At 42.8% G+C, this 15,529-nt stretch carries 14 protein-coding genes and 1 riboswitch; of the genes, 7 read left to right on the forward strand and 7 right to left on the reverse strand.

Translation table 11 applies throughout. From position 1 onward, the window contains the following. Nucleotides 1-130: 130 nt before the first annotated feature. From gltB to ACXAEO_RS06585, 3 genes are all read left to right on the forward strand, one after another. Nucleotides 131-4,708 carry a glutamate synthase large subunit gene (gltB, locus tag ACXAEO_RS06575; RefSeq protein ID WP_474883997.1) on the forward strand — a complete coding sequence of 1,526 codons (4,578 nt, stop codon included), beginning with the start codon at nt 131-133 and terminating at the stop codon, nt 4,706-4,708. Nucleotides 4,709-4,727: 19 nt separating this feature from the next. Then, the gene (locus tag ACXAEO_RS06580) at nt 4,728-6,206 is read left to right on the forward strand and encodes a glutamate synthase subunit beta (protein ID WP_474879424.1); all 1,479 of its coding nucleotides are present in this window, start codon (nt 4,728-4,730) and stop codon (nt 6,204-6,206) included. 253 nt (nt 6,207-6,459) lie between these two features. Further along, nucleotides 6,460-7,848, forward strand: a complete 1,389-nt coding sequence (locus ACXAEO_RS06585) for an L-cystine transporter (RefSeq protein WP_474879426.1) — start codon at nt 6,460-6,462, stop codon at nt 7,846-7,848. 56 nt (nt 7,849-7,904) lie between these two features. Here ACXAEO_RS06585 and ACXAEO_RS06590 read toward each other — a convergent pair whose 3' ends face one another. The 6 genes from ACXAEO_RS06590 to ACXAEO_RS06615 all read right to left on the reverse strand — a co-directional run bounded on the left by ACXAEO_RS06590 (nt 7,905) and on the right by ACXAEO_RS06615 (nt 11,284). After that, entirely contained in the window at nt 7,905-8,111 is a 207-nt protein-coding gene (locus tag ACXAEO_RS06590) for a hypothetical protein (protein ID WP_474879428.1), read from the reverse strand. A 183-nt stretch (nt 8,112-8,294) separates the two neighbouring features. Further along, nucleotides 8,295-8,876: an LOG family protein gene (locus tag ACXAEO_RS06595; protein WP_474879432.1), complete on the reverse strand. Its 582-nt coding sequence runs from the start codon at nt 8,874-8,876 to the stop codon at nt 8,295-8,297. A gap of 53 nt (nt 8,877-8,929) precedes the next feature. Then, nucleotides 8,930-9,241 carry an AzlD domain-containing protein gene (locus ACXAEO_RS06600; protein WP_474879435.1) on the reverse strand — a complete coding sequence of 104 codons (312 nt, stop codon included), beginning with the start codon at nt 9,239-9,241 and terminating at the stop codon, nt 8,930-8,932. Continuing rightward, nucleotides 9,238-9,957, reverse strand: coding sequence for an AzlC family ABC transporter permease (locus tag ACXAEO_RS06605; RefSeq protein WP_474879437.1), 720 nt, complete (start codon nt 9,955-9,957; stop codon nt 9,238-9,240). Before ACXAEO_RS06605 ends, ACXAEO_RS06600 begins: the two co-directional genes overlap by 4 nt. Before the next feature lie 35 nt (nt 9,958-9,992). Beyond that, nucleotides 9,993-10,808: a TrmB family transcriptional regulator gene (locus ACXAEO_RS06610; RefSeq protein WP_474879439.1), complete on the reverse strand. Its 816-nt coding sequence runs from the start codon at nt 10,806-10,808 to the stop codon at nt 9,993-9,995. A gap of 260 nt (nt 10,809-11,068) precedes the next feature. Continuing rightward, nucleotides 11,069-11,284 (reverse strand): hypothetical protein, encoded by a 216-nt coding sequence (locus tag ACXAEO_RS06615; RefSeq protein ID WP_474879442.1) that lies wholly within the window; start codon nt 11,282-11,284, stop codon nt 11,069-11,071. Between the two features lie 160 nt (nt 11,285-11,444). Next, nucleotides 11,445-11,577: riboswitch (cyclic di-AMP (ydaO/yuaA leader) on the reverse strand. 190 nt (nt 11,578-11,767) lie between these two features. Between ACXAEO_RS06615 and ACXAEO_RS06620 the strand changes: the two genes are divergently transcribed. The 3 genes from ACXAEO_RS06620 to ACXAEO_RS06630 all read left to right on the forward strand — a co-directional run bounded on the left by ACXAEO_RS06620 (nt 11,768) and on the right by ACXAEO_RS06630 (nt 13,240). Continuing rightward, on the forward strand, nt 11,768-12,487 hold the full coding sequence (locus ACXAEO_RS06620) for an AAA family ATPase (RefSeq protein ID WP_474879444.1): 720 nt from the start codon (nt 11,768-11,770) through the stop codon (nt 12,485-12,487). 153 nt (nt 12,488-12,640) lie between these two features. Then, nucleotides 12,641-12,928 carry a hypothetical protein gene (locus ACXAEO_RS06625; RefSeq protein ID WP_474879446.1) on the forward strand — a complete coding sequence of 96 codons (288 nt, stop codon included), beginning with the start codon at nt 12,641-12,643 and terminating at the stop codon, nt 12,926-12,928. A 36-nt stretch (nt 12,929-12,964) separates the two neighbouring features. After that, on the forward strand, nt 12,965-13,240 hold the full coding sequence (locus ACXAEO_RS06630; protein ID WP_474879448.1) for a hypothetical protein: 276 nt from the start codon (nt 12,965-12,967) through the stop codon (nt 13,238-13,240). 38 nt (nt 13,241-13,278) lie between these two features. Here the strand turns inward: ACXAEO_RS06630 and ACXAEO_RS06635 are convergent, their stop codons facing one another. Further along, nucleotides 13,279-13,896, reverse strand: coding sequence for a LysE/ArgO family amino acid transporter (locus ACXAEO_RS06635; RefSeq protein ID WP_474879451.1), 618 nt, complete (start codon nt 13,894-13,896; stop codon nt 13,279-13,281). 141 nt (nt 13,897-14,037) lie between these two features. Here ACXAEO_RS06635 and ACXAEO_RS06640 point away from each other — a divergent pair, with 141 nt between their 5' ends. Next, entirely contained in the window at nt 14,038-15,483 is a 1,446-nt protein-coding gene (locus ACXAEO_RS06640) for an aminotransferase-like domain-containing protein (RefSeq protein WP_474879453.1), read from the forward strand. Nucleotides 15,484-15,529: the final 46 nt, after the last annotated feature.

Consider the following 15,529-nt stretch of genomic DNA (forward strand, 5'->3'; position numbering starts at 1 on the left):
TTTTATCTAAATTATATATTGTTTATATGATTTTTTAAATATAGAATAAGTGCATGTGATCTAATCGGATTGAAAATACAGAAAATTATTCTAATTTTAAATAAAAAGAAATCGAAACGGGGGAGAAATGATGAACTATAACCAATTACCGAAAGCGCAAGGTCTCTACCGTCCTGAATTTGAACATGATGCGTGTGGAATCGGGTTGTATGCTCATTTAAACGGGCATGCTTCACATGATATTGTAAAAAAAGGACTTCATATGCTTGATCAGCTGGAACATCGCGGCGGACAAGGAAGCGATCCGGATACGAGTGATGGTGTCGGAATTATGGTCCAAATCCCACACCGCTTTTTCCAAAAAGTGTGCAACGGGATGAACTTGCCTGAAGCAGGTCGCTACGGTGTCGGAATGATTTTCTTTTCACAAAATGCTGAAGAACGTGAGCTGTATGAGCGTGAAATCAATCGATTGATTGAAGAAGAAGGACAAACGCTTCTTGGTTGGCGAACTGTACCGGTTGACGGCAGTCACATTGGCCCGACTGGAAGAGCATCACAGCCGTTCGTTCGCCAAGTTTTCATTGGAGCAAGCGATGATGTAACGGAGCAACTGGCATTTGAACGTAAATTATATATTATTCGCAAACAAGCGGAAGCATTCGGAGCAGCAAACGGTTCGGGCTTTTATTTTGCGAGTTTATCAAGCAATACAATCGTTTATAAAGGATTGATGGTTCCATCTAAAGTAGCAAGCTTTTATCTAGATTTACAAGATGAAGATTTTGAATCTGGCTTCTCGCTTGTTCACTCCCGCTTCAGTACAAATACATTCCCAAGCTGGGAGCGTGCGCATCCGAACCGCTATTTAATCCATAACGGCGAAATTAACACGATTCGCGGCAATATTAATTGGATGAAAGCGCGCGAGCAACAATTCGTATCAGATGTGTTTGGAGAAGATCTTCCTAAAGTACTGCCACTTCTTGATACAGATGGAAGCGACTCGTCCATTTTAGATAATGCGTTTGAATTTTTCACATTAGCTGGACGTACACCGGCACATACAGCCATGATGCTGATTCCAGAGCCATGGGCAAAAGATGCCAATATGGACGATACGAAAAAAGCTTTTTATGAATATCATAGCTGTTTAATGGAGCCATGGGATGGACCGACAGCAGTCGTGTTCACAGATGGTAAACAAATCGGCGCCATTTTAGACCGAAATGGTCTTCGTCCTGCTCGTTATTATGTGACAAAAGATGATTACCTCATCTTATCATCAGAAGTAGGGGTTGTGGATGTTGAGCCGGAAAACGTCTTATATAAAGAACGTTTAAGCCCAGGGAAAATGCTGCTATTGAACCTTGAGGAAGGGCGCATCATCTCTGACCGTGAAATTAAAGAACAAATGGCTGAGGCGGCGCCTTACCGCGATTGGCTCAATGCGCAACTTTTAACTGTGGATGATTTGCCTCAAGTTGAGGTTTCTGAAAAAATAGAAAATTTAACGCAAGTTCAAAAAGCATTTGGCTACACATATGAAGAAGTGTCAAAAAATATTATCCCGATGGTAACAGAAGGGAAAGATCCGCTAGGCTCAATGGGACTTGATACGCCGCTTGCGGTCTTATCCAATCGAGCACATCTTTTATATAACTATTTTAAACAATCATTCGCTCAAGTAACAAATCCGCCGATTGATGCAATTCGTGAAGAAGTCGTGACATCAACCTTGTCGTTTTTAGGGGCAGAAGGAAACATCCTTCATCCGACTGAAATAGCATGCCGCCGCATTCGTTTGGAAACGCCGTTTGTATCAAATGAAGAATTGGCACGCTTAAACATGAATCATCATCCGGAATTTAAGAGCCGTACATTATCGCTTTTATTTGCTGAAAATTTAGAACAGTCTGTTGAGAATCTTTTGTTGGCAGCTGATGCAGCCGTTGCAGAAGAAGTAACGCTTCTCGTATTGTCTGATAGAGGAGTAGATGGTGAACATATGGCAATTCCGTCGCTATTAGCCGTAAGTGCGGTTCACCAGCACTTGCTTCGTCAAGGAACGCGAACAAAAGTAAGCATCATTGTTGAAACAGGTGAAGCAAGAGAAGTGCATCATTTTGCGGTATTGCTTGGATATGGCGTTGATGCCATTAACCCATATTTAGCTTACGCAACATTAGAGCAAGCGATTAACGAAGGAACAATATCGTTTTCATATGAAGACGCAGTGGCGAAGTTTAATACAACAGCGGCCGAAGGTGTCGTAAAAGTGATGTCGAAAATTGGGATTTCCACTGTGCAGAGCTACCGAGGCGCCCAAATTTTCGAAGCGGTCGGTATTGGCCATGAGGTTATCGAGCGTTACTTTACGGGAACAGCTTCCCAGCTTGGCGGCATCGGGTTGGATGTGATTGAGCAAGAAACGAAATTACGTCATGAAGCAGCCTTTAATGGAAACTATGAAGATCATACGTTAGAAGCGGGCAGTGAGCTTCAATGGAGACGCAATGGAGAGCATCATGCTTTCAATCCACACACGATTCATACCTTGCAACGTGCTTGCCGTGAAGGCAACTACGAGCTGTTCAAAAAATATACGAAAATGGCTGATGATGAGCAGTTAACGTTTATTCGTAATGCGTTTACGTTCAATGAAAATAGCACCCCAATCGCCATTGACGAAGTAGAGTCAGTTGAGTCCATTGTTCGCCGTTTTAAAACGGGGGCCATGTCATTCGGCTCATTAAGTAAAGAAGCGCATGAAACATTGGCCATTGCGATGAACCGCTTAGGCGGAAGAAGCAATAGCGGGGAAGGCGGAGAAGATGCAAGCCGTTTCGTTCCTGATGCGAACGGTGACCTTCGCCGAAGTGCCATTAAACAAGTTGCGTCCGGCCGTTTCGGAGTGAACATTAACTACCTCGTTAACGCAGATGAACTGCAAATTAAAATGGCGCAAGGGGCAAAGCCTGGTGAAGGCGGACAGCTTCCAGGAAATAAAGTGTATCCATGGGTAGCAGAAGTTCGCGGTTCTACACCTGGTGTTGGATTAATTTCACCGCCGCCGCATCATGATATCTACTCGATTGAAGATTTAGCACAGTTGATTCACGACTTGAAAAATGCTAATCCGAAAGCTCGCATCAGTGTCAAGCTTGTATCAAAAGCGGGTGTTGGGACGATTGCAGCAGGTGTTGCGAAAGGTGCAGCAGATGTTATTGTCATTAGCGGTTATGACGGCGGTACAGGTGCATCGCCGAAAACGAGCATTAAGCATACTGGTTTACCGTGGGAACTTGGGTTGGCAGAGGCTCATCAAACATTAATGCTAAACGAATTGCGTGACCGTGTTGTATTAGAGACAGATGGTAAGCTTATGACAGGTCGCGATGTAGTGATGGCTGCATTGCTTGGTGCTGAAGAATTCGGTTTTGCCACGGCTCCGCTTGTTGTAATGGGCTGCATTATGATGCGCGCATGCCATTTAGATACATGTCCAGTTGGGGTTGCGACACAAAACCCAGAACTGCGCGCGAAATTTTTAGGAACAGCTGACCATGTCGTGAACTTTATGACTTATATCGCCCAGGAAGTACGCGAATTAATGGCTCAACTTGGCTTTAGAACGGTTGAAGAAATGGTTGGAAGAACCGATGTGTTAACAGTGAGCGAGCGTACGAAGACACACTGGAAAGCAAAGCATTTGGACTTATCTAAATTGTTATTCCAAGCAGAAGGGGCGCGCACATTCAGCCGTCCGCAAAATCATAAGCTTGACCAATCATTAGATGTGACAGAAATTCTACCGCAAGTTGCAGCTGCAATCGAAAGCAAGCAACCGGTCGATCTTCAGTTTAACGTGAAAAACATTCACCGTGTTGTTGGCACAATGGTCGGCAGCGAGATTGCACAAAGATACGGGGCAGAAGGCTTGCCTGAAGATACAATGACGCTTCGTTTTACAGGTTCGGCTGGTCAAAGTTTCGGTGCTTTTGTTCCGAAAGGGATGACGATGCACCTTGAAGGTGATGCCAACGATTACCTTGGAAAAGGGCTGTCTGGCGGGAAAATCATTGTCCGCGCACCAAGAGACATTTCGTTTGCACCAGAAGATAACGTGATTATCGGAAATGTAGCTTTTATCGGAGCAACAGCGGGTGAAGCATATATTCAAGGAAGTGCCGGAGAGCGTTTCGGCGTGCGAAACAGCGGTGTTCACGCGGTTGTAGAAGGTTTAGGTGATCATGGTTGTGAATATATGACAGGAGGACGCGTTGTCGTACTTGGAAATGTCGGTAAAAACTTTGCAGCTGGTATGTCAGGAGGCATTGCGTATGTTCTCGCTGACGATGCTGAAGCGTTTAAAGCGCTATGCAATAAAGAAATGGTAGAGTTTGAAACATTAACTGACATTGTAGAAGTTAGAGAAGTGATGGAAATGGTCATTAAACATGAGAAATATACAGGAAGTGCAAAAGCTGCCTATGTTTTGGCTAACTGGCACGACCTTATGGCTAAATTCGTGAAGGTCATTCCGAAAGATTACAAACGTATGATGAACCGTATCCAAGAGCAAAAAGAAGCGGGATTAACGGAAGAACAAGCCATTATGAGCGCATTTGAAGCGAATGTAAAGCAAGAAAAGCAGAAACAAGCCGGCATTGCATCACCACGCAAGCAAGAGGCAGTTGCACAATAAGAGGAGGAGGAGAGAGACTATGGGAAAAGCAACAGGATTTATGGAATATGCACGTGAAGAGGCTGTGGAACGTGACCCTCTTGAGCGGTTAAACGATTGGAATGAACACTCGGCTCCTTTCTCCGATGAAGCATTACAGCGGCAAGGTGCCCGATGTATGGATTGCGGAACCCCATTTTGCCATATGGGGACGGAAATTAACGGATTAACTTCAGGATGTCCAATTCATAATTTAATTCCGGAATGGAATGACTTAGTGTATCGCGGAAGATGGAAAGAAGCGTTAGATCGTTTATTGAAAACGAATAACTTCCCAGAATTCACAGGGCGTGTTTGTCCAGCGCCTTGTGAAGGAGCGTGTACAGTATCCCTTTACGATCCAGCTGTTGCGATTAAAAGTATTGAGCACAGCATCATTGAAAAAGGGTTCCAAGAGGGGTGGATCACACCACGTATTCCGAAGGTGCGCACAGGGAAAAAAGTAGCCATCGTCGGTTCAGGTCCTGCAGGATTAGCTGCTGCCGACCAATTGAATCAAGCAGGTCATAGTGTGACAGTGTTTGAACGTGCTGACCGTGTCGGCGGATTGCTTATGTACGGCATTCCGAACGTAAAGCTGGAAAAAGAAGTGATTGAGCGACGTGTTCGTCTTCTTGAGCAAGAGGGCATTACGTTCATGACGAATACAGAAATCGGCAAAGATATTTATGCAGCCGAATTGCAAGCAGAATTCGATTCGGTCATCCTTTGTACAGGGGCACAAAAGCAGCGTGACCTTGTTATGGAAGGCCGCGAGTTGAAGGGCATTCATTTGGCGATGGATTATTTGACAAAAGCAACGAAAAGCTTGCTTGATTCAAATTTCCAAGACGGGCAGTATATTAATGCGGAAGGAAAGGATGTTATCGTCATCGGAGGCGGTGATACGGGTGCTGACTGTATCGCGACAGCACTTCGTCAAAACTGTCATAGTGTTGTGCAATTTGGAAAACATCCTATGTTGCCAAATGACCGCGCATTAGACAATCCATGGCCGGAATATCCACTCACTTTTGCTCTTGATTATGCACATGAAGAAGCGCAAGCAAAATTCGGTTCTGACGTTCGTCAATATTTGATTCAAACGAAGCAAATTGTCGGAGATGAAAATGGACATGTAAAAGAGCTTCATACAATTGAGATGGAAAAAGTTGTGGAAAACGGCCGATACGTATTTAAAGAAGTGCCAGGAACAGAAAAAGTATGGCCGGCACAGCTTGTACTTATTGCCATCGGTTTTGAAGGAACAGATCAGCCGCTTCTTGAGCAATTTGGGGTTGAAGCAGCGAATCGTAAAATTCAGGCAAAGTACGGTGAATATACAACAAATGTAGAAGGAGTCTTCGCCGCAGGGGATGCGAGAAGAGGGCAAAGCTTAATCGTTTGGGCGATTAATGAAGGGCGCGAAGCCGCTCGAGAAGTTGACCGTTATTTAATGGGAAGCTCAAATTTACCGTAACAAAGGGGTCTTTATATAGCATAGATGTGCAAGGGGACGCACAGACAAAGGGGATTTATAAAAGGCATACCAGCAACGCCGGTATGCCTTTTTCGTATGTGCTGCATAAAAAAAGAAAGAATAATGAGAAAATAAAAACTATTTTTTGGAAACGCTATCTTTTGATCTCTGTTATAATTCATACTTGACTCATAGGAATAGTTGTTTTATAGTTTGATTGAGTAAAAATTTTCTAATTATGGAGGGAGAAGGGATGACAACTTTTTTTGTTGTTTTAAATATCGCTTTATTACTAGCACTTATTATTGGTTTATATGTAATGCAAAAAAAGCATGTTTCGTTCTCTAAACGTGTGTTTACAGCGCTTGGAGCAGGGATTTTATTCGGGTTTGCGTTGCAGCTTGCTTACGGAATGAAGTCTGATGTGCTGAGCCAATCAGCGGATTGGTTTAATATTGTAGGCGGCGGCTATGTAAAGTTGCTTCAAATGGTCGTTATGCCGCTTGTGTTTATTTCCATTTTAGCGGCCTTCACTCGTTTAAAGCTGACAAATAATATCGGAAAAATCAGTGGGTTAATTCTGAGTATTTTAGTCGGAACAACTGCCATTGCAGCCGCTATCGGCATTACAACGACCATTGCTTTTGATTTGGAAGCAGTACAGATTGAACAAGGAGACGCTGAAACGACGCGTGCTCAAGAACTTGAAGAGAAACTAGGCGGTATTCAAGATATGACATTGCCGCAAAAGATAGTGGAATTGCTTCCTGGTAATCCATTCTTAGATTTCACAGGAGCGCGACCGACGTCAACGATTGCGATCGTCATTTTTGCCGCATTTATCGGTGTGGCATTCCTTGGCGTGAAACGTAAAGAGCCAGAGCAAGCAGAGATGTTTGCGAAAATCGTGGATGCCTTCTACACCATTATTATGCGTGTTGTCACATTGATTCTTCGCTTAACACCGTACGGGGTGTTGGCTATTATGACAAAAACGGTTGCAACAAGTAACATTGACGCGATCTTGAAGCTTGGTAAATTCGTTGTGGCTTCATATGTAGCGCTAATTATTATGTTCATCATCCATTTAATCATTTTAACTATTGTTGGATTAAATCCAGTGAATTACGTGAAAAAGATTATTCCAGTGTTGACGTTTGCTTTTACATCTCGTTCGAGTGCAGGTACATTGCCGTTGAACGTTAAAACACAAACAAGTCAGCTAGGGGTGCCAGAAGGGGTAGCCAATTTCGCTGGGTCATTTGGTTTATCGATTGGGCAAAACGGATGTGCGGGTGTATATCCTGCCATGCTTGCGGTAATGATTGCACCGACCGTCGGAATTAATCCGCTAGATCCGTCGTTTATCGTGACACTTATCGCGGTTGTCGCATTAAGCTCGTTTGGTGTAGCAGGTGTCGGGGGCGGAGCTACATTTGCTGCTCTTTTAGTCCTATCAGCGATGAACTTGCCAGTAGGATTGGCGGGACTATTAATTTCCGTTGAACCGCTTATCGACATGGGCCGTACTGCTGTAAACGTAAGTGGTGCGATGACTGCTGGTGTTGTGACAAGTAAGGTGACAGGGGAACTCGATACGGATGTTTATAGTGATATGGGATTAGTAGCGGAAGAAAATTAACCGTTTTATTTACTACACCCATCAATCGGGGGTTAAAGAAGCCAACGGAAAATTCATCATGAATTTTCCGTTGGCTTTGTTTTCTTTTTGGCTGCACGTTTCAATACGCTAAATGCTAAATAGCCGAAACAAAATCCATCAGCAAGTGATGTGAGAAGACTCAACCATATGTTCCACTCTATCTTTAATGCTACGGCAAATGAAAGGGAGCCGCCAGCTGCTCCAGTCATGACAGAGGCGGTCATCGTTTTTGTTCTGTTCATGATTCCACCTTTCTTTTTTGACATGGAGAGGTGTAGGAATTTTCTCCTCTTGTCAAAACATACGGTTAGAAAAGCAATAAGTTTCAAATATGAGGAAAAGGGTATAAGAAAAAGCGGTTCTCAGCTGAACCGCTTTTCTTGTAGTCTTCCTTGACTCGTCTTGAGCGAGAATGCAATCTCTCTTTAATCTTCCAGCTCACTCCACTTATTAATGCTGGCAGGAGGCTTAAAATGATGTAGTTTCTCCAATAATAAAGCAGGCTCGCTTTCACAAATGAGCAATGGAGCATGAGAAGGATGAATGAACCCTGCTTTCACACCATGTCCCACCATCTCCATCATCGGATTGTAATAGCCGTCCACGTTCAACAGTCCAATCGGTTTACGGTGAATGCCAATTGCGCCCCAGCTAACCACTTCAAATATTTCTTCAAACGTTCCGAATCCGCCTGGAAGAGCAATAAATGCATCTGAAAGTTCACCCATTTTACCTTTCCGTTCATGCATGTTCATGACTTCGTGAAGCTCGGTCAGTTCTGTGTGAACAATTTCACCGCGAAACAGCCCCTTTGGCATAACACCGATGGCACGCCCACCTTGCTGTAGAACAGTGTTGGCGACACGGCCCATCAATCCCATTTTTGAGCCGCCATATATTAAATCATATCCGCCTTTTACAAGTTCGTGTCCAAGAGCTTCCGCCATTTCCCCAAATTGCGGCTTCACTCCTGGATTGGACCCAGCAAATACGCATATTCGTTTCATTACCATCCCATCCTTTTCCTTTTTTAAGATTTCCGCGGATAGCATGTGCTACTTTATCCAACCATTCCGCTTTTGACGACAACGACAACGGCTAAACTTAGACCAAAGCTAATAAACACATTTTGGCTTAGCTTCATCATAACTAAACAAACGGCACTTGCTGCTAAATAAAGCGGTTCGAAGGTGAGTTCGCCCTCTTTCAAAAACAGTGATTCAAAAATGAGTGCAGCAAAGATACCGAGCGGGATAAACGATAATCCGTTTTTTAAGCGTTCCGAGAATAAATGGTCGGGAAGGCGCAAAAAAGCCCGTCTCGAAAAATAAGTGACGGCGGCCATCCCTAAGTAAAGAAGTAGCATGTTCATGCGGTCACCTCGTCTCTTTGTTGTTCAGCTGGCGATTGTACGGTTTCATTGTTGAAAAAATAACCGAAAGTAAAAGCAATGATGCCTGCTGCTAAAAGATGCAGCCCGTAAGGCAAAATAAAGGCGAGCAAGACGGCAGAAATGCCGCATAATCCAAATACTGCAACCCGAAAAAGGGAGGTAAACTGAAAATAAACAAGTGCAAGGAACAAGGCAGTGAAGCTGAAGCCTAAACCGAGCTTTCCTGGATCTGGAATGAGACTTTGCGTCAATGTTCCAAGCCATGTGCCCCCGACCCATGTCGCATACAATGTCAAGCTGACGGCGGTAATATACGCCTTCGTCGCACGATGACGGCGAAAATGATTCATCGTGATTGCATATTGTTCGTCAATAAGGAAAAATGCCATCACGGTAGAGAATTTTTTTGAAAACGGCTGGTAATAGGGGGACATAGAAAGCCCCATTAGTAAATGGCGTGAATTGACAAAAAAGGTGACAAGAATAATCGTCCACATGCCCGTTTGATCTCCTAAAAGTGACAAGGCGGTAAACTGAGCGGAGCCGGCAAAGACAATGAGCGACATGCCGACACTTTCTAAAACAGATAACCCTGTTTGCACTGCCAACATTCCGAAAATGCCCCCGAATAAAATAAAGCTAAAAGCAATAGGAAGTGCATCGAAAAATCCTCTTTTCCAATCATTATCGTTCATGTTTCGTTTCTCCTTTAAACGTGATGAAATGCTTATCAACGGTTGTACCGCTGTCCTGTGACAATTTGATATAAATCAGGGCGGCTGCACCAAAGCGCACTCAGCTTGTCAGCGCCAAACTCTTTTGTCATTTCCTCAAACATAATATCATGGCGGATGTATTCAATAGCAACAAGCACTAACGCCGGGTTTTTTGTTTTCACTGCCCACGGAATGGTCTCATCTGTGAAATTGGCGATGACAACTTCTTCACCGTCTCGTGCCGCAATCGTTAAGTTTCCGCCGATTCGCTCTCGAACGACTTCAGGAGACATATAGTTATGATGGAACGTATGACCAAGTGTTTCATGTTCTGCTCCGAACACAACGGATAAAACAGGAACATCTCGACTGACGGCCTCATCGACGCTCTCTTTTAACAAGGGTACTTGAGGCTCCCAAACGGACAACCAAAGTTCTTCGTTTGCTTCTTTGATGATGTGCCGAATTTCTTTAAGGACTTGCTCGTAACCGTCCATGTGAACAATCACATCAATAGAGGGTTTAGACTGTAAAGATTGCAAAGTTGTTTCTAAATAGTCCACCGTTTCTGAAAAATCTTTTCGCATCCTTGCCAGCATATCCTTAGCCGGGACAGGGGCATATTGAACTGGATCAGAAGGGACAATGTAGCCAGCCCCTTTATCAATCAGTTTGCCGAGCACTTCATAAATCATAGAACGCGGCACGCCGGATTGTTTGCTCACTTCATAGCCTGTAGCCGGTGCATGCTGCAGCAGGGTTACATATGCCTTGCTTTCATATTGAGAAAAACCTAGTTTTTGTAAATGAGGATATAGTTCTTCACTCATAATCGTCTCCTTTTATAGTCGTTAGAATTATTACTACTAATGATAAATTCAGAAAATTCTAATGTCAATCCTTTCCTTTATCAATTTTTCGGCAGTATTTGACTTAGTAAAAACAAAAACAGACTCATCCGTACGGCGGAGAGTCTGTTTCTATTAATATATAAATCGATCTAGAAAATTCGACATGACCAAAGAGCGGTCATGTCTTATTTTAATTATTCATGGAGTCTAAAGAAAAAACTCACTGATAAGAGTTTCTTTTATTCTCCCCGGCGCTTTCCGATTTCTTGAATTAAAATAAAGTTTTCGAGGGCACTTTTGGACATGCTTTTACATTGGAACGGTTTGATTTCTAAACTATTTTTTTCCTCAACGTCATCAGAAATGACGATATAATCACAGATTAATTTTTCGACCATCTTATTTTCGGTTGATTGATGGGAAAAATGAATATCCGTTAACAATACTTTTAACATACATATGCTCCTTTTCATATGAAATTCTCGATGGTTTTAGCGGTTTTGTTTGAAAAACATGCCCGGTATTTGAATCAATTCATAACGTCAAAAAGGCCATCGAAAGAGAAAACCTCTTTATGGCCTAATCTACAGAGAGACAGAAAAATTTACCAAAAGTCGTTTCTCCCAAAACGCTTACGAGGTTAGCTGCCGGATTAGGACTTCGAGAATAGCCCTCCCTTTTTTAAGGATTCACCCCATTAACATAAGTGGTTCCCCCGTTCTGTTCACAGACTCAGCGATTTAAGACTTTATTTAATTGCTACTTATGATATCTTAAGGCGAGAAGGACCGTTTGTAAATAAGAAATTATGTAAGTTCACACAAATTTTTCAACGTGCCCAATGCTTCTCTAACAGAATGACTACGTGAGGGAAATGACGGTATTTTGCACGTGAATAAGATGATACAATATATGAAAATGTTTTGTAGGTGATGACTATGTTTTTAAAAAGAATAACACTACTTCGCGATAAGGTTGAAGCGTTTCAGCAATATCCATTTTCCATTCCTTCGATTAAAAATTTGGACGTGCTAGATTTAAAGAGCAACGTTACTTTTTTTGTTGGGGAAAATGGTTCAGGCAAATCGACACTGCTGGAGGCGATTGCCGATAAATGCGAGTTTAATACAGCAGGTGGAGGACGGAACAATCAGTATGATGTCTACGCCGCGGATTCCGCTTTAGGGGATTATATTCGCTTATCATGGCTACCGAAGGTGACGAACGGCTTTTTCATGCGAGCAGAGTCTTTTTATCATTTTGCTACGCACATTGACGAAGTAGATAATACTGGTTTTGGAAGCTATGGCGGCCGCTCTCTCCATGAACAGTCGCACGGGGAATCTTTTTTATCTCTTTTCTTAAACCGTTTTAACGGAAAAGCTATTTATTTATTAGACGAGCCAGAGGCTGCACTATCGCCCCAAAGGCAGTTGTCGTTTTTGAAAATCATTCATGATTTGAGCGCTCGTGGCAACTGCCAATTTATTATCGCCACACATTCGCCCATTTTACTCGGCTATCCGGATGCAACGATTTTTAGCTTTGATGAAGGAAGAATTGAAGAGATAGAGTATGAGATGACGGACCATTATAAAATTACGAAATATTTTTTGCAGCATCGTGAGAGAATGCTTAAAGAAATTTTAGAAGATTAAAAGAAAACCTGTCATAGAAATCCAGGAACATTCAGGATTGTGTGACAGGTTTTTTTGTGAGAACTGGTGTTATGTCCTCTATGTAAAAATGGGAAAATAGATATGTTTTCAGCGCGGTAAAAAGGGTATACACACAGCAAGAGGTGATGAAAAGTGAAGGAACAGACGTTAGAACGCTTTCCACTTGTCGTTTCATTATTAGGACAACTAGTGGAAGAAAGAGAAATCGACGATGAGAGATTATTAAAACTGACAGAACTATCCCATTTATTGAAAGAAGATGTCCAAATAAATGAACGTACGACGCAAGTTTTAGCGGATGTTGGTACGCTCGGACAAGACATGTTGGAGCTTCAAGAAGCGGAGCGAACCGCATTTATTGAAGCTAAACAAGAACGGTTTGTAGAGTATTATTCTCACCTTAAACAAGTGATTGAGTGATAAATGATACGAAAATGATAAAGGGAGGAATCATGAATGAAAAGCGTACGACTAAAACCCGTTTTATTGACAAGTGCAGGAGTTTCGGCGTTACTTTGGCTCTATCCGAAAGAAAACAGAGAAAAAGTGAAGGAAACGTTAAGGCAATGGAAACAGAAACAGTCAAGCTCGGAAACAGTCAAAAAGCTGGATGCCTTCCCAATTGAGAAAGCAGGACACCCAGATCCGTATGACCTTGAAGATAATAACATGGTCAGCGAAGGTGCGATGTATGCCGTTCATTATTATAATGTAGAAAAAGAAAAAGTATAACAGACACCCCCTTCCCGCTGGAAGGGGGATTTTGCTTGTTATGATTGAAACAGTGAAATGCCCATATAGAGAGCGACTCCCCACATAAAACAAGCCGACACTTTGTTGAGAAGTTGAAGGGTTTTCCCTGATTGGTCGAGTCGGCTTGTCATTTTTCCTGCGAAGGCTAGGCTAAAAAACCAAATCCATGACACAATTAAACAAGCAAGTGTAAACGCTGTTTTCTCCATGCCGCTATATTGGAGAGAGCTTGTGCCAATCACACCGACTGTATCTAATACTGCATGCGGATTGAGCAGGGAAACGGATAAAGCAAATAAAATTTGCTGTTTCGCTGAAAGTGGGGCAAACGTTTCCTCATTAACCAGGTTCGGGGTACTGTTCCACGATACCCATCCCATATACAACAGAAAAATAATCCCGAATAGAAGAAGCATTACTTTCAGCCATGAAAATTGCAAGACTATGACGGATACACCTGTAATTGCAAGCAAGATTAAAGCGGTATCGCATAAGCAGGCTGTCAAAATGACGGGAAGCGCATGGTAATAGCGCTTTTGCAGTGCACCTTGATTAAAAACAAATACATTTTGTACACCAAGCGGTAAAATGAGGCCGAACGCCAACAAAAAACCGTGAGTAAGGGCTTGAAACATTTCGTTCACTCCTAAATCGATTGATTACAATGAAAGTATAGGCGATGGTTTTTCAAATGTCCTCAACCAATTGGTTTGTTTTTGAACCAACCAAGTTTTACACTGAATAGAGTGAACTAGATGTTAAGGGAGAGGATATAGATGGATTGGAAGCCCGATCGAGCCTCTAAGGTGTCGCTCTACATTCAAATTAAGGAGCAGATTGAAGCAAAAATTGAAAACGGGGAGTGGACAGTAGGGACAAGAATCCCAACGCAGCGCCAGCTTGCCGAGCAGTTTCAAGTGAATCGAAGCACCATTGTGTTAGCTTTAGAAGAGCTGGCAGCGGATGGATTGATTGAAGGGAAGACAGGAAAAGGAACAACAGTCATTAACAACTCCTGGTCTTTAATGGGACGTCAATCTCCTCCTGACTGGAATCACTATGTCAAATCCGGTCTATTTGCTCCTAATGTACCGATGATTCAAGATATTAATGAAATAGAATTTTGGCCTGACATTATCCGGCTTGGAACAGGAGAGCTCGCTCCAAGCTTGTTTCCGAAAGAGAACATGAAGACGGTGTTAAACCGTGTTGGAGAAAAAATGGAATCGATGGGATATGAAGAACCTAAAGGCTTACTGCTGCTCCGTGAGCAATTGGCTATTCGTTTACGTTCAAAAGGAATACCGATTTCCGCATCTGGTCTATTAATTACATCTGGTGCACTGCAAGCACTGCAGCTTATTTCAGTCGGTATTTTGCAAACCGGATCGGTTGTATTGCATGAAACACCGTCATATTTGCGTTCCTTGCAGTTATTTCAATCAGCGGGCATGCGGTTAATGGGAATCCCGATGGACAGGGACGGACTTCAAGTAAAGCTCCTAAAAGAGCGGCATGCGGTGGGGAAACCATCCATTTTGTATACCATTCCGACGTTTCATAATCCGACCGGAACCGTTATGTCACAAGTGAGGCGGCAGGAGCTGATGGAATTTGCTGAGAAAAAGCAGCTTCCAATCATTGAAGATGATGTGTACGGGGATTTATCATTTGACGAACTTGTACCGCGGTCGTTAAAGAGTATCGATAAAAGCGGGCTTGTTTTGTATGTAGGGAGCTTTTCGAAAACGTTGAGTCCTGGTTTACGAATTGGTTGGATTGCTGGTGCGGAGTCTGTCATTAACCGTTTAGCTGACATTAAAATGCAAATGGATTACGGGTCGAGTTCTCTTTCCCAACTGGCAGCAGCCGAATGGCTTGAAAGCGGCCTTTATGATGAGCATCTTCATTCTGCTAAGAAACAATTAAAAAGAAGAAGAACGTTAGCTGTAAAGGCTCTGAATACATATTTGTCTGATGTAGCGGAATGGACCGTTCCAGACGGTGGTTTTTACATTTGGGTTAAAATTCTTCCGTCGATTTCGATGCAAAAGCTGTTTGAGGCAGCAAAAAAAGAAGGAGTGTTAATTAATCCAGGAAGCATTTATGATCCTGCTTCGAATCAAACCATCCGTCTTTCTTATTCTTATGCCGAGGAAGAAGAACTTGAAAAGGGGATTTATAAGCTTGCTCAATTGATTAAACAAACGGATACACTTTGAAGCAAATTCATTTAAAATAGAGAAGGTGTTTTGAGTCATTAGAGAA

Source organism: Bacillus sp. ABA4_010, from assembly GCF_056159105.1.